The sequence below is a fragment of the Falsiroseomonas stagni DSM 19981 genome (assembly GCF_900114315.1).
Classification (GTDB): domain Bacteria; phylum Pseudomonadota; class Alphaproteobacteria; order Acetobacterales; family Acetobacteraceae; genus Falsiroseomonas; species Falsiroseomonas stagni.
This window is the reverse complement of the sequence record NZ_FOSQ01000007.1, coordinates 255,934-276,627: the sequence shown is the minus strand read 5'-3', so window position 1 is coordinate 276,627 and position 20,694 is coordinate 255,934. Positions and strand designations below refer to the sequence as shown.

Here is a 20,694-nt window from a genome sequence, read left to right as displayed (position 1 = left end):
CACCAGACCGGCGGCAAGCTCCAGGTCCCGGAGAACATCAGCCTGCTACCATTGCCGCCCTACTCGCCCGAGTTGAACCCGGTCGAGAACGTCTGGCAGTTCCTGCGCCAGAACCAGCTCAGCAACCGGGTCTACGAAACCTACGACGCTATCGTCGATGCGTGCTGCGATGCCTGGAACGCCCTCATCAACGATCCAAGCCGCATCACCTCCATCGCCACCCGCGACTACGCACAGGTCAACCGTTGAGGGCGTTGGTATTAAACGGGTTAGTGGCTAAAAAGCCACACCCCCGCCCGCCTCAGCGCGGCCGGAACCCGGCGGCGGCCGTCGCCAGCCCGACGCCCAGCAGCATCATCAGCGCCATCGGCAGCGGCGTCCCGTTGTTCAGCACCCCGACCAGCGCCGCGCCGAGCGCCGCCAGCGCGAATTGCAGGGTGCCGAGCAGGGCGGAGGCACTGCCCGCCCGCGTCGCATGCCGCGCCAGCGCCCCCACGGCACTGTTCGGAAAGACCAGCCCCGTGCTCGCCAGCGCCACCACCGCGGGGATGAAGATGCCGAGGAAGCCGCCGAAGCCCGTCCCTGCGCAGGCCACCATCACCAGCACCGCGGCGAAGCTGGTCTGCAACGCGACCGTGGGCACGCGGCGGGTGCCGAGCCGCCGCAACAGCCAGGGATTGACCTGCGATGCCCCGATGAACCCCGCCGCGCTGATGCCGAACAACAGGCCGAACTGCGCCGGCGCGATGCCGTATTGCTGGATGTAGACGTCGGGCGCGCCGCTGATGAAGGCGAAGACCGCGAACATCGCCGTGCCGCCCATCACGGCATGGGTGATGAAGCCGCGTTCCGTCGCGATGCGGCCGAAATCCGCCAGCATCCCCAGCGGGGACCGCCGGCTGCGCAGGTGTGGGGGCAGAGTTTCCGGCAGCAGGGTCCAGGCCAGCACGCAGGATGCCGCGCCGTAGAAAGCCGAGGCCCAGAAGATCGTCCGCCAGCCGCCGCCCACCAGCAGCAGGCCGCCAAGGGTCGGCGCCAGGATGGGGGCCGCGCCCATCACCAGCATCAGGCGGGACATCAGCTTCGCGGCCTCATGCCCCGTCGCCAGGTCCCGCACCATGGCGCGGGGGATGACCGCACTCGCCGCGCCGCCGAAGGCCGCGATGCAGCGCCAGATGGACAGGGTCAGCATGTCCGGCGCCAGGGCGCAGCCGATGGAGGCCACGGTGTAGATCGCCGTGCCGACCACCAGCGGCCGCCGCCGTCCGAGCCGGTCCGCGAGCGTCCCCTGCACCAACTGCCCCACCGCGAGTCCCACGAACCAGGCCGCCAGCGTGATCTGCACGCCACCCCAGCCCGTGCCGAACTCTCCCTCGATAGCGGGGAAGGCCGGCAGGTACATGTCGGTGGAAAGCGGGCCGACGGCGGTCAGGAAGCCGAGGAGGAGCGGAAGCCAACGAGGCATGGGGTGTCCGGGGGAGGTCCACCCCGCCTTAGCACGACAGGCCGGCACCCGGGGCGGCGATCACGCGGCGATGAACGCCGTCCCCCATCTTTGCGGGGGGCGCCCACCCTCCCTATCCTGCCCGCGACAGGGTTGGGACCAGGGGCGCCATGGCGACCGAAGAAAACTTCGACTACGTGATCGTGGGCTCCGGCGCCGCCGGCTCCGTCCTCGCCAACCGGCTGACCTCGGACCCCGGCGTGACGGTCTGCGTGCTGGAAGCCGGGCCGCCGGACCGCAACCCCTTCATCCACCTGCCCGCCGGCTTCGTGAAGACCCTGGCCGATCCCGGTGTCACCTGGCAGTTCAAGACGGAGGGCATCCCGATGACGGGCGGTCGCCGGATCAGCACGACGCAGGGGCGGACGCTGGGCGGCGGGTCCTCCGTCAACGGCATGATCTACAATCGCGGCCAGCCGGCCGATCTGGATTCATGGGCGCAGCGCGGCAATCGCGGCTGGGGCTATGCGGATTGCCTGCCCTATTACCGCCGCAGCGAGAATCGCATCGGCGTCTCCGGGGAGACGCGCGGGAAGACCGATGGCGGCATCCCCGTCACCGACATGGACTGGATCCATCCGGTGTCGGAGGCCTTCATCGAGGGCTGCGTGGGCCTCGGCATCCCTCGCGCGAAGGACTACAATTCCGGCGACCAGGCCGGCGTCGGCTACTACCAGCGCACCATCCGCAATGGCCGCCGCGTCTCCGCCGCCCGCGCCTTCCTGAAGCCCGCCATGGCGCGGCCGAACCTGGAAGTCCGCACCAACGCCCGCGCCAGCCGCATCCTGTTCGAGGGCAAGCGCGCCACCGGCATCGAATACCTGCACGGCCCCGGCGAAACCCCGAAGCGCGTGATGGCGCGGCGGGAGGTCATCATCTCCGCCGGCACCTGCAACACGGCGCGGCTGCTGCAGGTCTCGGGCGTCGGGCCGGCTGACCTTCTGGGCCGGCTCGGCGTGCCGGTGGTGCATGAACTCCGCGGCGTGGGTTCCAACTTCCGCGACCACTACGCATCCCGCCTGGTGATGCGCGCCAAGCCGGGGGTGGAGACGCTCAACCAGCTTGGCCGCGGCCTCAAGCTCGGCGCGCAGCTCGCGCGCTGGGCGATGGGGAAGCCCAACATCCTTGCCACCGCGCCGTCCCATGTGCACGTCTTCTGGAAGAGCTTCGAGGGGCTGGACCAGCCGGACCTGCAATGCGTCTTCACCCCCGGCAGCTACGCCGAGGGCAAGGTCTACATCCTGGACGACTACCCCGGCGTGACCGCGGGTTCCTGGCAGCACAGGCCGGAAAGCACGGGCTGGGTGCGCGCCCGCAGCACCAATGTCTTCGAGGACCCGGAGATCAACCCCAACTACCTCTCCGACCCCATGGACATCCGCGTGCACCTCGCCGGCATGCGCCTGGTGCGGCGGATGCTGAACACGCCGCAGCTCTCCCGCTTCCTGGAACGGGAAACCCTGCCGGGGCCGAGTGCCCAGTCCGACGACGAACTGCTGGACTTCGCCAAGAAGAACGGCAGCACGACCTACCACCTCATCGGCACCGCCCGCATGGGGCCGGAGACGGACCCGACCGCCGTCGTCAACGACCGCCTGCTCGTCCACGGCATGCAATCACTCCGCATCGTGGACGCCTCCATCATGCCGTCCATGCCATCGGCCAACACCTACGCCACCACCCTGATGATCGCCGAACGCGCGGCCGACTTCATCCGGGGGCGGGAGAGCGCGGCAGAGGCGGCGTAGGTGGGTCCTGGAGAGGGGCTGCTCGCCCCTCTCCAGACCTCTCCCCGCCAGGGGGCAGCGGCCCCCTGGACCGCGAGGTTATTGGTTGGTGAAGGGAGGGGCTCGGCGCGACCGCAGGCCGGGAACGCGCTCCGTGCCCCTCCCTTCACCAACCAATCTCATGGGTTCCAAGGGCCCGCTGGCCCTCGGCAGGGAAGGGGTATCGGGGAGGGACAGCGTCCCTTCCCCGGGCCACCGGCGCGCCTCCCCCGCGCGCTCACCCGCGTTCCCGGGATTTGAGGTGGGCCATGATGTACAGCGTCGCGGTGGTGAAGCCGCAGATGACGAGGGCGACGTCGTAGGCGTTCAGGGCGACGGCCACGCCGATGGCGCCGGTGGCCCAGAGGGAGGCGGCGGTGGCGGTGCCGTGGACTTCGCCGCCGTGTTTCAGGATGGCGCCGCCGCCGATGAAGCCCATGCCGGTGATGACGCCTTCGACGATTCGCGCGAGTGCCTCAGCTCCGCCGGCGGTGATGCCCTCCGTCGCCTGGAGGAATCCGCAGGATGCGACGGCGACGAGGGGGAAGGTGCGCAGCCCTGCGCTGCGATCCTCCTTCTCCCGGTTCCAGCCGATGATGAAGGCCAGGGCGTAGGCGATGCCGAGGTCGCGGAGGTGCGGGAGGAGGTTGAGGCCGGAGAGGCTGGGCATCAGGTCGCTGGCGTTCATCGCGCGCCAACGCCGTGTTGGCGTCATCGTTTCGCCGGGGTTGCGAGACGAACAGCGCATTGCGTTTACGCGCCCGGTTCGGCAAAGGGGCGCGCCTTCCTAGCGGAGAATTGATCAGTGACCGGCCATCATCACGGCGATCACGGGGGTGACAAGCGCATCGCCTTGCTGATCGCGATCCTCGCGCTGTTCCTTGCCATCGCGGAGACGGGCGCGAAGAGCGCGCAGACCGAGGCGATCAGCCGCAATGTGGAGGCTGCGAATCTCTGGGCCTTCTTCCAGGCCCGCACCATCCGCCAGACCGTGGTGCGCACGGCGGCGGAGGAGGCGGAGCTGGAGAAGGCGTTGCGCGCCGATGCCGCCGCCATCGCGGCGATCGAGCGGCAGCAGGCGGCCTGGCGCGGCGCGGCCGATCGGTGGGAGAGCGAGCCGTCATCCGGCGAGGGGCGGCGCGAACTGGCGGCGCGGGCGCGGGCGGCGGAGGTGAAGCGGGATCGCAACATGGCCGCCTACCACAACTACGAATATGCCTCCGCCGCCTTCCAGGTGGCGATCGTGCTGGCCTCGGCCTCCATCATCACCGCGGTGCCGCTGCTGGCGCTGGGCTCGGTCGGGCTTGGCGTGGTGGGCGTGGTGCTGGCGGGCCTGGGTTTCTTCGCGCCGGAGCTGGTGCATTTCTGACGGCGTGGCGCCAGAGTGGCGCGACCGTCGAGGGAGAATGCCGCCATGTCCGCCGAAGCCCGCCTGGCCGAACTGGGCCTTGAACTGCCGAACCCGCCGGTGCCGCTGGCGAACTACGTGCCGTGGCGGATCGGCGGCGGGCTGCTGTTCCTGTCCGGCGTCGGGCCGCGCCGGGCGGATGGGTCCTCCATCACCGGCGTGCTCGGCGCGGGGATGAGCGTGGAGGAAGGCTATGCGGCGGCGCGGCTCTGCGGGCTTAACCTGCTGACCAACATGCGCGCCGCGCTCGGCAGCCTGGACCGCGTGGACACGATCCTGAAGGTGCTCGGCATGGTGCGCGGCACGCTGGACTTCGGCGGGCACCCGGAAGTCATCAACGGCTGCACCGACCTGTTCGTCGAGGTGTTCGGCGACAATGGCCGTCCGGCGCGCAGCGCGGTCGGCATGGGCAGCCTGCCGCGCGGGATCGCGGTGGAGATCGAGGCCGTCGTCCTCATCAAGGGCTGAGGGCCGTGGTTCCGCCCTGGCGCCTGAATGCCGCGAAGCAGGTGGAGATCCGGGAGGATTGGCTCGCGCTGGGGGAGGAGGAGATCCTCGACCCCGCGCGCCCCATCGTCGATCCGCACCATCACCTGTGGGACCGGGACGGGGAGACCTATCTGCTGCCGGACCTGCTGCGGGATACCGGCAGCGGCCACGACATCCGCGCCACCGTCTTCATCCAATGCGCGTCGATGTACCGCCCCGACGGGCCGGCGGCGCTGAAGCCGCTGGGTGAGACAGAGTTCGTCAACGGCGTCGCCGCCGCGGCGGCGAGTGGCGCTTATGGAAAAACGCTGGCCTGCGCCGGCATCGTCGGCTTCGCCGACCTGCTGCTGGGCGATGCCGTGGCCCCGGTGCTGGAGGCGCATATGGCGATCGCCGGCGCGCGGTTCCGCGGCGTGCGCAACCGCACCGCCTGGCATCCCGACCCCGCGGTGCGGTCCAACCTGATCACGCCCCCGCCGGGGCCGCTGGCGGAGCCCGCCTTCGCGGTGGGCGCCAGGCGCCTGGCGGCGCTCGGCCTCACCCTCGATATCTGGGCCTACCACACACAATTGCGTGAGGTCGTGGCCCTGGTGCGGGCGGTGCCGGAGGTGACGGTGATCGTCAACCACATCGGCGGCGCGCTCGGCGTCGGGCCCTTCGCGGGGCGGCGGGCCGCGGTGTTCGACCCCTGGCGGGCGGATATGCGCGCCCTGGCCGAGCTGCCGAATGTGCTGGTCAAGATCGGCGGCCTGGCGATGGAGGTGACGGGCTACGACTTCCATCACCATCCGCGGCCGCCGACTTCCCTGGCGCTGGCAGCGGCCTGGAAGCCCTGGGTGGAGACGGTGATCGAACAGTTCGGCGCCAGCCGCTGCATGTTCGAGAGCAACTTCCCCGTGGACAAGGGCATGGCCAGCTACGCCGCCATCTGGAACGCCTTCAAGCGCCTGGCGGCCGGGGCGGAGGAGGGGGAGAAGGCGGCGCTGTTCGCCGGCACCGCGATCCGCGCCTATCGGCTGGACCAGGTTCCTGGCGGCGCGGGGCTGGCGGCCTAGGTCCTTCACGGCGAGTATTGCATCGCGAAATCACGCGTGGCGCGAAGTCGCGGCTTCCGCCAAACTCCCGCCGTGCCCAATACTGTTCCGCCCCCGAACATAATCCCCTGGCCGCCGCTGATCTTCATCGGCGCGGCCCTGGCGGCGTTTGCGCTCGGGCGCGTGGCGCCGGCGCCGGAGTGGCTGGATGGCGACATTGCCGAGGGAATCGGCTGGGCCATGATGGCGCTGGGGCTCGGCCTCGACATCGTCGCGGTGCTGACGCTGCGGATGCATGAGGCGAATATCCTGCCGAACCGGCCGGCCTCACGCCTTGTCACCACCGGGATCTATGCCTGGTCGCGCAACCCCATCTACCTCGGCAACGGCATCCTGCTGGCGGGTGCCGCGCTGGCCTTCTGCAACCTCTGGTTCCTGCTCGCCGCCGCCGTCGCGTCCTTCGCCGTGCTGCGGCTGGCGGTGCTGCGGGAGGAGCGGCACCTGGCCGCCCGCTTCGGCGCGGCCTGGGAGGATTACCGCAGCCGCACGGGCCGCTGGTTCGGCCAGTGGAATGATGACAACTAACCGGCCATGGCCGGTTAGGGGAACGATGACAACTAGCCGGCCATGGCCGCGCCGGCGCGGCGCAGGGTCGGGTCGAAGGGGTTTATCTGGCGGCCGATGGCCGCGGCTTCCCGCTTCAGCATCTCCGCGATCACGTCCCGCCGCTCCGGCGTCAGCCGGTCTGTCGTGGTGCCGATGCTGATGGCGGCGACGGCGCGTTGGTCCCGATCCAGGATGGGCGCGCCGATGCCGGCCATGCCGGGGATGAGGCCCGCGGCGCCGCCGCAGAATCCTTCCCGCCGCACGCGGGCGATCTCGGCGCGGAGCGAGGCTTCGTCCGGCCCGCCGAAATCGCGCATGCGGGGCAGGTTGTGGCGGACGATCTCATCCTGCTCCGCGGGCGGCAGGAAGGCGAGGATGGCGGTCGCCCCCTGGCCGATACCGAGCGGCACGCGCCCGCCGATATCGCCGGTGAAGGACCGGATGGGCAGCGGCCCCGCGCTGCGTTCGATGCAGACGGCGTCGTAGCCATTGTGCACCAGCAGGAATAGCGTCTCCCCCAGTGAGGCCGTGAGGCGCAGAAGGGTCGGCCGCGCCAGGTCGCGCAGCCCCGTGGCATCGCCGGCGCGGGCGGCCATCAGGAACAGGTCGAGTCCGAGGGTGTAGCGCTTGCCACGCGGTTCGAAGGCCACCGCGCCCTCGGCCGCGAGCGCCCGCAGCAGGCGATGGACGGTGGGGCGGGGCAGGCTGGCGCGGGCGGCGATGTCGGTCAGGCGCAGGCCGCCCGGTGGCGCTTCCGCGACCAGGCGCAGCAGGCTGAAGACGCGGCCGACGCCGGAGACGGCGCTGTCGGGGCCAGTTTCGCTCATGGGCCAAAAATGCTCCGATTCTCTGCCGATATTTCCGTTCAGCGAGAATATGCGGCGGATACTGTCATTCCGGTGAATAGGCGCTTGCCGCGCCCAAGAATGCAACGGGATAGTCATGCCCGGCGGCAGTCAGGCCGCTGGTTGGGGATGGCGAAGCATGGCGCGTTGGCGGGTCGGCGTTGATTCCGGCGGCACCTTCACGGATGTCTGCCTGTTCGACGAGGATGACGGCCGGGTCGAGGTCTGGAAGGTCTCCTCCACCCCCGACGACCCCTCCCGCGGCATCGCCCAGGGCGTCGAGGAAGGGATGCGGAGAGTCGCGCCGGAGGCCACGCAGCCCGGCGCGCCCATCACCTATTTCGGCCATGGCACGACCGTCGCGACCAATGCGCTGATCCAGCATCGCGGGGTGAAGACGGGGCTGGTGACGACGGACGGGTTCCGCGACCTGCTGGAGATCGGCCGGCAGAAGCGCCCGGACCTCTATGACATGCAGGCGGACAAGCCACCGACGCTGGTGCCGCGCGATTTGCGCTTCCAGGTGGCGGAACGCGTGCGCCATGACGGGCGCATCGACCTGGCACTGGACGAGGACGCGGTGCGGGCCGCCGCGCGCGCCCTGAAGGCCGCCGAGGTGAAGGCCATCGCCGTCTCCTTCCTCTACGGCTTCATCCGGCCGGAACATGAGGCCCGTGCGGTCGCGATCCTGCGGGAGGAGATGCCGGAGGTCTTCATCAGCGCGGGGCATGAGATCGCCCCTGAGTTCCGGGAGTTCGAGCGGCTTTCGACCGTCGTGCTGAACGCCTATCTCGGCCCGGTGATGCGCCGCTACATCGAGCGCCTGACGCCAAGGCTGCGCGACCTGGGCATGACGGCGACGCCGCATCTGACGCAGTCGAACGGCGGCGTCATCGGCTTCGGCACGGCGGCGGCGATGCCGGTGCGGGCGGTGCTGTCGGGGCCCTCCACGGGCGTGGTGGGGGCGCAGGCGATCGGGGAACTGGCTGGCTTCCCGGACCTCATCACCTTCGACATGGGCGGCACCTCCACGGACGTGGCGCTGCTGAATGGCGGGCAGTGCAAGCTGGCGTCCGAGGCCACGGTGCATGGCTACCCCATCAAGGCGCCGATGCTCGACATCCACACGGTCGGCGCGGGTGGCGGCTCCATCGCCTATATCGATGGCGGCGGGCTGCTGAAGGTCGGGCCGCGGAGCTGCGGGGCGGATCCCGGGCCGGTCTGCTACGGCCGCGGCAACAGCGAGCCGGCGACGACCGACGCGAATGTCGTGCTGCAGACGCTGAACCCGGAATACCTGCTGGCCGGGCGGATGAAGATCGACCAGTCACTGGCCAAGGCCTCCATCGCGGGGATGGCGGAGCGGCTGGGCCTTGGCGTGATGGAGACGGCGCAGGGGATCATCAGCGTCGTCACCGCCAACATGGCGCGTGCCATCCGCGTGATCTCCATCCAGCGCGGCTATGACCCCCGCGACTACACGCTGATGGCCTTTGGCGGCGCGGGGCCGCTGCATGCGGCGCGGCTCGCGATCGAGCTCGACATGAAGCGCGTGCTGGTGCCGCGCAACCCGGGCATCCTCTGCGCCATGGGGCTGCTGCTGACCGACCTGCGCGCGGACTTCGCCGCAACACGGCTGATGCCGGCGACCGAGGCCTCCGTCACCGATGTTGCCGCGGCCTTCGAAGGGCTGGTGGCGCGGGCGGAAGAGTGGTTCGCGCATGAGGAGATCGCGGAGGGCGACCGCGCGCTGACCCGCACGGCGGATATCCGCTACGCCGGGCAGAACTACGAACTGCCAGTGGCGCTGCCGCCCGGGCCGGTAACGGCGGAAACCATCGCGGCGCTCGCCGCTGGCTTCACCGAAAGCCACCGCCAGCGCTACGGCTTCATCGCGGAGGAGGAGCCGATCCAGCTGGTGACGCTCCGCCTGGAAGCGACGGGCCGCGTCGCCAAGGCGAAGCTGGCCTCCCACCCCGATGCCGGGCTGGATGCGACCGGCGCCATCATCGGCAAGCGGGATGTCTGGTTCCCCGAGGCCGGCGGCTTCGTCGCCACGCCGATCTACAGCCGGGACGCGCTGCACCCCGGCAACCGCTTCGTGGGGCCCGCCATCGTCGAGCAGATGGACACCACCACCGTCGTCCTGCCCGGCATGACCGCGCGGGTCGATTCCTACCTGAACCTCATCCTGGAGGTCGCGGCCTGATGGATACCGCCGTCACGACGCTCGATCCCATCACCGTGGAGGTGATCGGCGCGGCGCTGTCCTCCATCGTCGAGGAGACCGGGGAGGCGTTGATCCGCGCCTCCTACTCCACCAACATCAAGGAAAGGCGGGATTGTTCCACCGCGCTCTTCGACATCGCGGGGAACACGCTGTGCCAGGCGGAGCATATCCCCATCCACCTCGGCAGCTTCATCGGCATCGTGCCGCATATCCTGAAGCTGCACGACGTGGCGGCGATGCAGCCGGGCGATGTCTTCGTGGGCAACGATGCGTACGCCGGCGGCGGCACGCACCTGCCGGACATCGTGCTGGCGGAGCCGATCTTCGTCGATGGCCGGATCGTCGCCTGGACGGTCAACCTGGCGCACCATTCGGACTTCGCCGATCGTGGCCACCAGCACATCTACCAGGAGGGGCTGCGTATTCCGCCCGTTCGGCTGTATCGCGCCGGCGAGTTGCAGAAGGACGTGCTGGACCTGATCCTGCTGAACTGCCAGGTGCCGCGGGAACGCCTGTCCGACCTGCGCGCCCAGATGGCGGCGAACCGCGTCGGCGTGCAGCGTTTCCAGGCGCTGTGCCGGAAATACGGCACGGGGGTCGTGCTTGGCGCCGGCGCGGCGCTGCTGGACTACGCCGAGCGCAAGATGCGCGCAGGCATCGCCGCCATCCCGGACGGGACCTGGGTGTTCGAGGATGTGTTCGAAAGCACGGAGGTCACGACCCACCTGCCGCTGAAGGTGACGGTGACGGTGGCGGGCGATGCCATGTCGCTGCATTTCGACAGCCCGAGGCAGCTCCGCGCCGGCCTCAACATGACCTACACGGCGCTGCTGGCCACGGCCTATTATGTGGTCAAGTCCGTGGTGGACCCGACCATCCTGCCGAATGCCGGCCTGGCGCGGCCGCTGACCATCACGGCGCCCGCTGGCACGGTGCTGAACTGCACGCATCCCGCCGCGGTGAATGGGCGGGTGCAGACCTGCCAGCGCGTGTCCGACCTGATTCTCGGCGCGCTCGCCCAGGCGGTGCCGGAACGGGTCACGGCCTGTTCCAACTCCGTCTGCACCGTCGCCACCTTCATCGGTCAGCGGAAGGGCGATGGGCCGATCTGGGTGTACCTGGAGACGATGGGCGGTGGCGGCGGCGCGCGGGCGACGAAGGACGGGCTGGATGGCGTGCATGTGCATGTCACCAACACCTCCAATTTGCCGGTGGAGGCGCTGGAGACCGAGTATCCGCTGACCCTGCTGCGCTACGAGCTGGTGGAGGGTTCCGGCGGCGCCGGCACCTTCCGCGGTGGCATGGGCCTCAGGCGCGTGTATCGCGCGGATGAGGATTGCCGCGTGCGCGTCGATGTCTCCCGCCTCACCTCGCAATCCTGGGGCCTGCTGGGTGGCGGGCCGGGCGGGCATGGGGCGGTGGAATGCGGGCCGGGCGTCGTGTTCGAGCGTGACAATGCGGAGTTGAAGGCGGGACAGTGGTTCGCCATCGTGAGCCCGGGCGCTGGCGGCTACGGCCCGCCGGCAGCACGCTCACCCGCAGCCCTGGCCCGCGACCTGGCCGAGGGCACCATCAGCGCCGCCACCGCGCGCGAGGTCTATCGCCACACTGCGTAAGTCGTTGTCCGGAAACAGGGAAGGGAAAGAACCAATGAGCATGTCAGCATCGCGTCGTGCCGTCCTGGCGGGGTCCGCCGCCGCGGGCATGTTGCCCTTTCTCCGCATGCCGGGGGCCAGGGCTCAGACGGGGGGCGTGCTGCGCTTCGCCCTCTCCTCCTTCCCGCCGTCGATCCAGCCCTGGCAGAACACCGGCACGGCGGCGGCGACGATCAAGCTGATGATCTATCGCGGCCTCACCTCCTACGGCCCGGATGGCGCGCTGCGGGGCGAACTCGCGGAAAGCTGGTCGCCCATCGGCACCCAGGGCTGGGAATTCAAGCTGCGCGATGCCCGCTTCCAGAACGGGGAGAAGGTGACCTCGGCCGATGTGAAATGGACCATCGAGCAGATCGCGGCCGAACGCTCCACCGCTTATTTCCGGGCCGAGATGCAGGGGGTGGAGCGGGTGGAGACGCCCGATGACCTCACGGTGCGCATCTTCCTGAAGGAACCGGTGGCGACGCTGCCGATCTGGATGGCGTCCTACCACCTGCCGATCATCTCCCGGAACTCGCCGCGCGGCACCTTCGTGGGCGCGGGGCCCTTCATGATCCGGGCGCAGGAACGCGGCACCTCGATCGACCTTGAGCCGTTCCGCGGCTACTTCCGCCCCGGCCTGCCGAAGCTGCGCGGCATCCGCGCCGTGGCCTATGCGGATGAGAACCTTCGCGTCGCCGCGCTGCGGTCGGGCGATGTGGACCTCATCGAATATGTGCCCTGGCAGTCCTTCGATGCCATCGCCGCGGACCAGCGCCTGAGCCTGGATGCGGTGGACGGCGCCTTCATGTTCCTGGTCTTCAACGGGAGCCGGGCTCCCTTCAACGATCATCGGGTACGCCGCGCGGTGGCGCACGCCATCCGGCGCGACGAGCTGGTGCGGGCCGCCTTCTTCGGGCGCGGATCGCCACTGATGCAGCTGCCGGTGCCGGAATCCAGCCCCTTCTACAATGCGGAGTTCAAGGAAGGCTGGAAGTACGACCCCGCCTTGTCCCGCCGCCTGCTGGCGGAAGCCGGGCACCCCAACGGCATCAGCTGCAACCTGCTCTCCACCGCGCAATACGGCATGCACAAGGACACGGCGGAGGTGGTGCAACAGCATCTGGCCGCCGTCGGCATCCGGGCGGAGCTGAACATGCCGGATTGGGCGACGCGGGTGTCCATCGGCAATCGCGGCCAGTTCGACATGGCGGTGATGGGCACGGCCGCCGACAGCAACGACCCCGATGGCATCGCCAACTTCGTCGATGGCTCGCTTTCCCCTTCCTATGTTCGCAGCTTCGGCCTGAGGATCGACCGCATCACGCAATTGCTGAACCAGGGGCGCGCGGAGTTCGACACGGCCAAGCGCCGCGACATCTACCGGGAGATGGAGCGCATCGCGATCGACCAGGCGCCGATCGTGGGCCTGACATGGCGCAGCCAGGGCTACGCCATGCGCCGCCAGGTCACGGGCTTCAAGAACATGCCGGGCGCGCTGACCTTCTATTCCGGCCTGACCTTCGAGACCGCCGAGATCGCCTGAACCAGTAGGGGCCGCCCCATGAAGATCACCCGCGCGCAGATCTACCTGACGGAGATCGACGGGCGGCGGCCCCTCATCCTTCGCCTCTGGACCGATGACGGCATCCAGGGGCTGGGCGAGGCCGCGCTCGCCTATGGCATCGGCGTGACCGGCGCCGCCGCCATCATCGAGGAGATGCTGCGGAAGATCGTGCTGGGGCGCGACCCGCATGACGTGGAGCCGATCTGGTCGGACCTCTATGACCACACCTTCTGGGCCAAGGGCGGCGGGCCGATCATCTATGCGGCGATCAGCGCGATCGAGACGGCGCTGTGGGACATCAAGGGACGGGCACTCGGCGTGCCGGTCTATCAGTTGATGGGCGGGTCCTATCGGAAGGACGTCCGCTGCTACGCCAATGGCTGGTCCTTCCGCGCCGTGACGGCGGATGAGACGGCGAAGGCGGCGGAGATTCCGCTGAAGGCTGGCTACGACGCGATCAAGTTCTATCCGCTGGCGACGCCGATCCGGAACCACCCCAACGGCATCTTCGCCCATGTCTCCCGCCGCGAATTCGACCGGGATTTCGAGGATCTGGCCGTGGCCCGCGTGAAGGCCGTGCGGGATGCGGTCGGCCCCAAGGTCGACATCATGGTGGATATGAGCGCGGAGTTGGCCACGGCCGACATATTGCGCCTCGGCCGGCGGCTGGAGGAGTTCGACCTGATGTTCCTGGAGGAACCCGTCGACCCCTTCGATCCCGAGGGGATGAAGATGGTGGCGGACGGGCTGCGCTGCCCGGTGGCCGCCGGCGAACGGCTCTACACGCGCTACGGCTTCCGGCGGCTGTTCGAACTCCGCGCCGTGTCCATCGTGCAGCCGGATATCGGCACGGTCGGCGGCATGATGGAGACGAAGAAGATCGCCGCCATCGCGGAGATGTACAACATGCGGGTGCAGCCGCACCTCTGCGCCGGGCCTGTCGCCACCGCGGCGGCGCTGCAGGTCGATGCCTGCATACCGAATTTCCTGATCCAGGAACTCTACCCCTTCCGCGTGCCCGCGCATTTCGATCTGGTGGACCAGCCGCTGGAGCCGCAGGTGAGGAACGGGCGCGTGGCGATCCCGGATCGGCCGGGGCTGGGCGTGGACCTCGTGGAGCAAAACGTCGCCCCCTTCCTGCGGGCGGAGATCGCGCTGGACGACTAGGGTCCAAACCCAATCATCTGCCGGTCGCCTGGCCGGTCTCGCGCGGCACCCGCGGCGTCAGGCCGCTTGCCGTTGCAACCAGCATCGGCAAGCGCCCTTCCTTGCGGCCTGCCACGCGATCCTCGGCCATCTGCCTCGGGTCTGATTGGGTTTGGACCCTAGGCAGGGCGCGACGGCTGCGGCATTGCGGTGGCACGAGACAGGAGACGCCGCCGATGCCGCTGCCCGGAACCGTGCTGTTCTACGATGTCCTGCCCGGCGCGCGCATGCCGAAGCTGGTGGAAGCCGGGCGGCTGCGCCCCATTGCCGGGCCGGCCGCCGTGGCAGCGCTGAGCGAGGCGGAGCGCGCGGAGGTCGCGGTGCTCATCACCATGGCGAACACCGGCTGCGATGCGGCGATGCTCGCGCTTCTGCCGAACCTTCGGCAGGTGATCTCGCTCGGCGCGGGGACGGACAAGCTGGATTTCACGGGGATGGCGGCGCGCGGCATCGCGGTGCGGCCGGTGGGGGAGGCGCTGACGGATGACGTGGCCGACCTCGCCATGGGTCTCGCCATCGCGGCGGGTCGGGATCTGGTGCAGGCGGATGCCTTCGCCCGCGGCGGCACCTGGGCGGCGAAGGGGCGCTTCCGGCCGGGCAAGACGCTGTCCGGTTCCACGATGGGCATCGCGGGGCTGGGGCGGATCGGCCAGGCCATCGCGGCGCGGGCGCAGGCGGCGCGGATGAACGTGGTGGGGCTGGATCGCCCCTCGGCGCGGGGGCTCGGCTTCACGCTGTTCCCGGACATGCGCGCGCTGGCGGCGGCGTCCGACTTCCTCGTCATCGTGCTGCCGGGGGGCGCGGAGACGCGCGGCGTCGTCGGCCGTGCGGAGCTTGAGGCGCTGGGCAGCGACGGCATCCTGGTGAATGTCGGCCGTGGGCCCCAGGTGGACACGCAGGCGCTGATCGAGGCGCTGGAGAACGGCACCATCGCCGCCGCCGCGCTGGATGTGCTGGACACGGAGCCGGTGGTGCCGGAACGCCTGGCGAAGCTGCAGAACGTGATCCTGACGCCGCATATCGGCGGCGCCACCTGGGGTGCCCGGGCGCGTGCCGCGGCGATCGCGGAGGCGGAGGCATTGAAGACCCTCGGCCTCGATCAGTAGCGCAGCAGCAGCCGCAGATAGACGCCATCCGCTTCCAGCACGCGCACGCCGGCACCTTCCGGCGTGCGGGTCAGGCGGCGCACGGCCTCCACATCGATCTGCGCACGCTCGTCGAATTGCAGGCGGATGCCGCCGCCCCAGGACGCCAAATGCCGCGCGGCGATGTCGCTGCCATTGTCGGCGGCGCGGGCCTCGTCCCGGAACAGGTAGAATTGCGTGCCGAGGCGCGTGCCGCCATTCGGCCAGCGCAGGTCGAATTCGGTGGCCAGTTGCAGCTCCGCCGTGCCGGCGATGGCACGGTCGCCGGATAGCTGCCCGGCATGGAAGCCGCGGCCGAGGCGATTGCCGCCGAGGTAGAATTTCTCGGCCGGCGGCAGCCAATCATCGGTCCATTGCGCGGCGGCGATCCCGTAGGCCGAGAGCAGCCATCCCTCGGCCGGGACCAGCAGCGGCTGGAGGCGCGAGGCTTCGGCAATGAGGCGGGTGAAGCCGAAATCGCTGCCGGCCCGCGCCGTGCCGCCGCCGCTGCCATCGCTGGCGCCCAGGGCTTCCAGGCCGCGATGCAGGCGGAGTGTGGCGGTGCTGGTCGCGACGGCGGGCAGGAAGGCAAGCCACGCATCCTGGGCCTGCGCCTCCACGCCAAGGCGCAGCGCGCGAACCGAATCGCGGCTGGCGGTCTGGCGCGCTGCATCAGGGAAGGGGCGGGTCTGCACCTCGCTGTCGAAGGCATCGACCTGCGCGGTCAGCATCAGGTTGCGCGGGCGCGACCGGATCAGCGGATGGCTGAGGCCGATACCCGCCACCCGGGTCTCGCCGAGATAGCCGAGCGCCGCCAGCGCCGATCCTGGTGCCGCGCGGCCGGCGCCGGCGAAGGCGCGGAGCTTGAGGCCCGAGCCGCCGATGAACCATTCCTGGGAGAGTTGTGCGAAGCCCTGGCCATTCGCATCCGTCCGCAGCAGCGCGAGTTCCGTGCGTTCGCCGAAGCGGGTCAGGCTGTTCACCTGGCCGACCAGCAGCCCCTGCCAGGCGCCGGTCAGGCTGTAGCCTCGATTATCCAGGCTGGCGAAGCCCGTGAGGGGGCGGCGCGTGAGGCGCACGACGAGTTGCAGCGCGCCGGGATCACCCTGCATCGGGCGGAGGAGGCCGCGCGCCTCCATGCCCGGGATATCGCCGGCCAGCAGCAGGGCGCGTTCAAGAGCGCCGTGGGGAAGGGGACGCTGGCCGACCAGGGGCGCCAGGAAGCGGCGGACCTGCTGCTCCGCCGGGCCGATGCCCGCACCGTCCAGCGCGATATCGGCGATGAAGCCCTCCGTCACCGTGAAGCGCAGGTCGATGCGGTCATCCGCGCCGCGACTCGCGCTGGCGGCGACGGCGACATAGGCGAAGCCGGCGGCGCGATAGGTGCCGAGGATGGCAAGGCGCGCGGCCTCCACCTCCGCAAGCGTCGCCTCCTGGCCCTCCAGCATCGGGCGCAGCAGGGAAGCGGGCAGGGCGCTGTTGCCGGTGATGGCGATTCGCCCGATGGGCAGGCGCCGGGCGGCGCCGGGGCCGGTGGTGGCCTGCGGCTCGGGCGGCAGCAAGGCGGGGCCGAGGGCAGGGGCCTCCGGCGGGGCCACGCGTTCGATGATGCCGGGCAAGGGCGGCGGCACCTGCGCAGGCGCCGGGCCGCCGGCCAGCATCGTGCCGAGCGCGATCGGGAGCAGAGCGTGGCGCGGGCGTGTCACGCCGGGCGAAATCCTTTCGAACGGCGCGGGGCGCGCAACCTGGACGCGATCACCATTCGCGTCACCCTATCGCAACGTCAACGCTGCGTCGCACCAATTGCTTGACCGGACAACTGCGTGGGCTAGCGTTCCCGCGGCTAGAAGGATCCAGCGCGATGAAGTTCGGCAAGCGTCAACTCGCCTCCCTGCTCGGTATCGCCGCCTTGCCGAAAGGCGCGACGGCGCAATCGGCGGCGGCGCGCAACCGCATCCTGGTGGTGGGCGTGAATGCCGACCCCGCGGGGCTGGAGCCCGGCGCGAACCGCGCGGAGCCGATCGGCAGCGAGATCATCCTGAACGTCTTCGACACGCTGGTGGCCTGGACGCCGCCCGCCTTCGCCCAGCTGGAAGGGCGGCTGGCGCGGTCCTGGACGGTGTCGGGCGATGGGCGCGTCTTCACCTTCGCGCTGCGTCCCGGCGTGAAGTTCCACGACGACACGGCCTGCGATGCGGCCGCCGTGAAGTTCAGCCTGGAACGCACGCGGGACAGCAACCCCTTCATGCGCGCCACCTTCGGCCTGATCGACGCCATTGAGGTGACCGGCCCGCTGGAACTGCGCATCACCTTGAAGGAACCGATGCCGGTCTTCCTGTCGCTGCTGGCGCAGCCGCAGGCGGCGATCGTCAGCCCGGCGGCGGTGGCGCGGCATGGCGCGGCGTTCAACGTGAACCCTGTCGGCACCGGGCCCTTCAGGTTCCGCAGCTACCGGCCCGACACGGATGTCGTGCTGGATGCCAACCCCGATTACTTCCGGGGCGCGCCGCGCCTTGCCCGCATCATCTACCGCGTCATCCCCGATGCCTCCACGCGGCGGCTGGAGCTGGAGAATGGGGGCCTCGACCTGGTGCAGCAGAACGCCCAGCTGGCGGCGCTGCCGACGCAGGATGTCCGCGCGCTGCGCGGGCGGGCGGGGATCGAGGTCATCGAGGTGCCGAGCCAGATCATCCGGCAACTGGAGTTCAACAATTCCGGCCTGCAGGGGCCGCTGCGGGATGTGCGCGTGCGCCGCGCCATCACCCACGCCATCGACTATGACGGGCTGCTGGATGGCGTGCTGGGCGGCACGGCGGACCGGGTCTATGGGCCGCTGCCGAGCAATTCCTGGGCCTTCGACCCCGCGATCCGCGACCTCGCGCCGAAATACGACGTGGCGCGCGCCCGGGCGCTGCTGGCGGAAGCGGGCGTGCAGCCGGGGCAGTTGAAGCTCACGCTCTACAGCTTCCAGGGCAGCCTCTGGGGGGCCGTCGCTACCTTCATCCAGGCCAATCTGGCGGCTGTCGGGATCGAGGCGACGGTGGCGCAGACGGAATTCCCGGCGCTGCGCGCGCTGCATGTGGCCGGGCGGTTCGAGGTGGCGCTGGATGGCCGCCAGCCCTGGTACAACGACCCTGACGCGCACATCACCATCGGCTATCTGTCGTCACTCGCCGACAGCGCCATGACCTTCCGCATGCCCGCCGATGCGGCACTGGACGCGCTGATCCTGCGAGCCCAGACGACGGTGGATTTCGAGGCGCGGAAGCAGCTGTATTTCCAGGTGCAGCGCCAGATCATGGACCGCGTGCCCGCGGCTTGGCTGTTCAGCAACAAGCTGATCGTCTTCAAGCGGGCGAATGTGAAGGGCCTGGTAGTGAACAGCGCGCCGCCGCTGAACGAGTATCACGGCGTCTTCAAGGAGTAGCGGCGGGATGACCGGCTGATGGGGGGCTACGCGCTGCGGCGCCTGGCGGCGCTGTTGCCGGTGCTGTTCCTGGTGCTGGTCATCATCTTCCACCTGACGCGCTTCATCCCGGGCGACCCGGCGGTGACGTTGCTCGGCCCCGGCGCCACCGATGTGCAGATCGCGGCGCTCCGGGCCCAGCTTCGCCTCGATGAACCGATGGGGATGCAGTTCCTGTCGTATCTCGGCGGGCTGCTGCGGGGGGATCTGGGCGTCTCGTTGAAGACGGGCGCGCCTGTGGCGCAGGAGATCCTGCTGCGCCTGCCCGCCACTATCGAATTGTCGGTGCTGGCGCTGCTGGTGGCGATCGTCGTCGGGATTCCGCTGGGGGTGGTTTCCGCCATCCGGGCCAATACGGGCTTCGACCATGCGGTGCGGCTGGTCTCGCTGCTCGGCGTGTCGATGCCGGCCTTCCTGCTGGCGCTGGTGCTGCAACTCGTCTTCGGCATCGCGCTGGGCTGGCTGCCGATCTCCGGCCGGACCAGCCCCTTCTTCCTGGATGACCCCGTGACGGGCTTCGCGGTGATCGACGGGCTGATCAACGGGGATGGGGAGGCGGCCTGGGACGCCTTCCGGCACCTGCTGCTGCCCACCACGGTGCTGGCCGCCTTCCTGGCGGCGACGCTCGGGCGCTTCGTGCGGAACACGATGCTGGAGACGATGGGAGAGGACTACATCCGCACCGCCCGCGCCAAGGGGCTGCCGGAACGCGCGGTGTTCTTCGTCCATGCGCTGCGCAATTCGCTGCTGCCGGCGGTGACGGTGGTCGGGCTGAAATTCGCGGAGATGCTGGGCGGCGCGATCCTGACGGAGACGGTCTTCGCCTGGCCGGGCATCGGCCGCTTCATGTTCGATGCCATCCGCAACCGGGACTATCCGGTGATCCAGGGCGCGACGCTGGTCTTCGCGCTGATGTTCATGCTGGTGTCGCTGGCGGTGGATCTGATCCAGGCGCTGCTCGATCCCCGCATCCGCAAGCGGATGGCGTCATGAGCGATTTCTGGGCGCGCAATCGCCTGGCGCTGATGGGCGCGGGGCTGCTGGCGGTGATCCTGCTGGCGGTGCTGGCGGGGCCGTTCCTCACCGCTTCGCCCATCGCCATCGACATCGCCAACAAGCTGGCCCCGCCATCGGCCGCGCATTGGCTGGGGACGGATTTCTTCGGCCGCGACGTTCTGGCGCGGGTGCTGCATGGGGGGCGGGCGACATTGGCGATTGGCATCGGCGTGGTGGCGCTGGCCTTCGTCATCGGCGTCAGCTTCGGCACCGTGGCAGGCTTCGCGGGCGGCGCGGCCGACATGGTGATGATGCGCCTGGTGGACGCCATGCTCGCCTTCCCGGGCCTGGTGCTGGCCATCGCGCTGGCCGCCGCCTTCGGGCCGAGCCTGGAGAACGCCATGCTGGCGGTCGCCATCACCCTGGCCCCGCAATTCGCCCGGGTGGCGCGCAGCCAGGCGCTCGCCATCTCCGTGAAGCCCTATATGGAAGCGGCCATGGCGATCGGCGTCGGCACGCCCCGCCTGCTGCTGCGCTATGTGCTCCGCAACGGGATCGGGCCGCTGCTGGTGCAGGCCTCGCTCGCGCTGGGCGGCGCCATCCTGCAGACCGCGAGCCTCGGCTTCCTGGGATTGGGGGCGCAGCCGCCGGCGGCGGAATGGGGCGCGGATGTCGCGGGCAACCTCGCCTATCTGCGTGATGCCCCCTGGGTTGCGCTGGCGCCGGGGATGGCCATCCTGCTCGTCGTGCTGTCCTTCAACCTGATCGGCGACGCGCTGGCGGATTGGTTCAATCCCCGGCGCAGGGCCGTGTGAACCG

The 20,694-nt window shown here is 69.9% G+C and carries 18 protein-coding genes; 14 read left to right on the top strand and 4 right to left on the bottom strand.

All coding sequences use genetic code 11. The features are described 5' to 3' along the window. On the top strand, positions 1-249 hold a 249-nt coding region (locus BM041_RS18930; protein WP_175534017.1), incomplete at its 5' end, for a transposase. A 52-nt stretch (positions 250-301) separates the two neighbouring features. Here BM041_RS18930 and BM041_RS18925 read toward each other — a convergent pair. Next, entirely contained in the window at positions 302-1,465 is a 1,164-nt protein-coding gene (locus tag BM041_RS18925; protein WP_092961444.1) for a multidrug effflux MFS transporter, read from the bottom strand. 149 nt (positions 1,466-1,614) lie between these two features. Between BM041_RS18925 and BM041_RS18920 the strand changes: the two genes are divergently transcribed. Next, positions 1,615-3,252, top strand: a complete 1,638-nt coding sequence (locus BM041_RS18920) for a GMC family oxidoreductase (protein ID WP_092961443.1) — start codon at positions 1,615-1,617, stop codon at positions 3,250-3,252. Positions 3,253-3,508: 256 nt separating this feature from the next. On the opposite strand, the gene BM041_RS18915 is transcribed toward BM041_RS18920, so the two are convergent. Next, positions 3,509-3,958, bottom strand: a complete 450-nt coding sequence (locus tag BM041_RS18915; protein WP_092961442.1) for an MgtC/SapB family protein — start codon at positions 3,956-3,958, stop codon at positions 3,509-3,511. A 165-nt stretch (positions 3,959-4,123) separates the two neighbouring features. Here BM041_RS18915 and BM041_RS18910 point away from each other — a divergent pair, with 165 nt between their 5' ends. The 4 genes from BM041_RS18910 to BM041_RS18895 all read left to right on the top strand — a co-directional run bounded on the left by BM041_RS18910 (position 4,124) and on the right by BM041_RS18895 (position 6,786). Next, on the top strand, positions 4,124-4,639 hold the full coding sequence (locus BM041_RS18910; RefSeq protein ID WP_217648764.1) for a DUF4337 family protein: 516 nt from the start codon (positions 4,124-4,126) through the stop codon (positions 4,637-4,639). A gap of 45 nt (positions 4,640-4,684) precedes the next feature. Next, positions 4,685-5,146: a RidA family protein gene (locus BM041_RS18905; RefSeq protein ID WP_092961440.1), complete on the top strand. Its 462-nt coding sequence runs from the start codon at positions 4,685-4,687 to the stop codon at positions 5,144-5,146. A 5-nt stretch (positions 5,147-5,151) separates the two neighbouring features. Then, complete coding sequence (locus BM041_RS18900; RefSeq protein ID WP_175534016.1) at positions 5,152-6,222, top strand: amidohydrolase family protein; 1,071 nt, start codon at positions 5,152-5,154, stop codon at positions 6,220-6,222. Between the two features lie 72 nt (positions 6,223-6,294). Next, a complete protein-coding gene (locus BM041_RS18895; RefSeq protein WP_092961438.1) occupies positions 6,295-6,786 on the top strand; it encodes a methyltransferase family protein in 492 nt (163 codons plus the stop codon). Between the two features lie 32 nt (positions 6,787-6,818). Here BM041_RS18895 and BM041_RS18890 read toward each other — a convergent pair whose 3' ends face one another. After that, the gene (locus BM041_RS18890; protein WP_092961437.1) at positions 6,819-7,634 is read right to left on the bottom strand and encodes an IclR family transcriptional regulator; all 816 of its coding nucleotides are present in this window, start codon (positions 7,632-7,634) and stop codon (positions 6,819-6,821) included. Positions 7,635-7,791: 157 nt separating this feature from the next. Between BM041_RS18890 and BM041_RS18885 the strand changes: the two genes are divergently transcribed. The 5 genes from BM041_RS18885 to BM041_RS18865 all read left to right on the top strand — a co-directional run bounded on the left by BM041_RS18885 (position 7,792) and on the right by BM041_RS18865 (position 15,395). Next, positions 7,792-9,861, top strand: coding sequence for a hydantoinase/oxoprolinase family protein (locus tag BM041_RS18885; RefSeq protein ID WP_092961436.1), 2,070 nt, complete (start codon positions 7,792-7,794; stop codon positions 9,859-9,861). Continuing rightward, on the top strand, positions 9,861-11,498 hold the full coding sequence (locus BM041_RS18880; protein WP_092961435.1) for a hydantoinase B/oxoprolinase family protein: 1,638 nt from the start codon (positions 9,861-9,863) through the stop codon (positions 11,496-11,498). Before BM041_RS18885 ends, BM041_RS18880 begins: the two co-directional genes overlap by 1 nt. A 34-nt stretch (positions 11,499-11,532) precedes the next feature. Continuing rightward, positions 11,533-13,062, top strand: a complete 1,530-nt coding sequence (locus tag BM041_RS18875) for an ABC transporter substrate-binding protein (protein ID WP_092961434.1) — start codon at positions 11,533-11,535, stop codon at positions 13,060-13,062. Between the two features lie 18 nt (positions 13,063-13,080). Then, positions 13,081-14,250, top strand: a complete 1,170-nt coding sequence (locus BM041_RS18870; RefSeq protein WP_092961433.1) for a mandelate racemase/muconate lactonizing enzyme family protein — start codon at positions 13,081-13,083, stop codon at positions 14,248-14,250. 215 nt (positions 14,251-14,465) lie between these two features. Further along, a complete protein-coding gene (locus BM041_RS18865) occupies positions 14,466-15,395 on the top strand; it encodes an NAD(P)-dependent oxidoreductase (RefSeq protein ID WP_217648763.1) in 930 nt (309 codons plus the stop codon). Here the strand turns inward: BM041_RS18865 and BM041_RS18860 are convergent. Continuing rightward, a complete protein-coding gene (locus tag BM041_RS18860) occupies positions 15,389-17,119 on the bottom strand; it encodes a ShlB/FhaC/HecB family hemolysin secretion/activation protein (RefSeq protein WP_092961432.1) in 1,731 nt (576 codons plus the stop codon). The genes BM041_RS18865 and BM041_RS18860 overlap by 7 nt on opposite strands. A gap of 155 nt (positions 17,120-17,274) precedes the next feature. Between BM041_RS18860 and BM041_RS18855 the strand changes: the two genes are divergently transcribed. Genes BM041_RS18855 through BM041_RS18845 form a run of 3 tightly spaced genes read left to right on the top strand, consistent with a single transcriptional unit; the run spans position 17,275 to position 20,690 of the window. Beyond that, positions 17,275-18,840 (top strand): ABC transporter substrate-binding protein, encoded by a 1,566-nt coding sequence (locus BM041_RS18855; RefSeq protein ID WP_092961431.1) that lies wholly within the window; start codon positions 17,275-17,277, stop codon positions 18,838-18,840. 18 nt (positions 18,841-18,858) lie between these two features. Next, positions 18,859-19,872, top strand: a complete 1,014-nt coding sequence (locus BM041_RS18850; RefSeq protein WP_092961430.1) for an ABC transporter permease — start codon at positions 18,859-18,861, stop codon at positions 19,870-19,872. After that, the gene (locus BM041_RS18845) at positions 19,869-20,690 is read left to right on the top strand and encodes an ABC transporter permease (RefSeq protein ID WP_092961429.1); all 822 of its coding nucleotides are present in this window, start codon (positions 19,869-19,871) and stop codon (positions 20,688-20,690) included. Before BM041_RS18850 ends, BM041_RS18845 begins: the two co-directional genes overlap by 4 nt. Positions 20,691-20,694: the final 4 nt, after the last annotated feature.

Coding starts and splice junctions, on each gene's coding strand:
- BM041_RS18925 (WP_092961444.1), bottom strand. CDS start 1,465: ATGCCTCGTTGGCTTCCGCTCCTCCTCGGCTTCCTGACCGCCGTCGGC.
- BM041_RS18920 (WP_092961443.1), top strand. CDS start 1,615: ATGGCGACCGAAGAAAACTTCGACTACGTGATCGTGGGCTCCGGCGCC.
- BM041_RS18915 (WP_092961442.1), bottom strand. CDS start 3,958: ATGAACGCCAGCGACCTGATGCCCAGCCTCTCCGGCCTCAACCTCCTC.
- BM041_RS18905 (WP_092961440.1), top strand. CDS start 4,685: ATGTCCGCCGAAGCCCGCCTGGCCGAACTGGGCCTTGAACTGCCGAAC.
- BM041_RS18890 (WP_092961437.1), bottom strand. CDS start 7,634: ATGAGCGAAACTGGCCCCGACAGCGCCGTCTCCGGCGTCGGCCGCGTC.
- BM041_RS18885 (WP_092961436.1), top strand. CDS start 7,792: ATGGCGCGTTGGCGGGTCGGCGTTGATTCCGGCGGCACCTTCACGGAT.
- BM041_RS18880 (WP_092961435.1), top strand. CDS start 9,861: ATGGATACCGCCGTCACGACGCTCGATCCCATCACCGTGGAGGTGATC.
- BM041_RS18875 (WP_092961434.1), top strand. CDS start 11,533: ATGAGCATGTCAGCATCGCGTCGTGCCGTCCTGGCGGGGTCCGCCGCC.
- BM041_RS18870 (WP_092961433.1), top strand. CDS start 13,081: ATGAAGATCACCCGCGCGCAGATCTACCTGACGGAGATCGACGGGCGG.
- BM041_RS18865 (WP_217648763.1), top strand. CDS start 14,466: ATGCCGCTGCCCGGAACCGTGCTGTTCTACGATGTCCTGCCCGGCGCG.
- BM041_RS18855 (WP_092961431.1), top strand. CDS start 17,275: ATGAAGTTCGGCAAGCGTCAACTCGCCTCCCTGCTCGGTATCGCCGCC.
- BM041_RS18850 (WP_092961430.1), top strand. CDS start 18,859: ATGGGGGGCTACGCGCTGCGGCGCCTGGCGGCGCTGTTGCCGGTGCTG.
- BM041_RS18845 (WP_092961429.1), top strand. CDS start 19,869: ATGAGCGATTTCTGGGCGCGCAATCGCCTGGCGCTGATGGGCGCGGGG.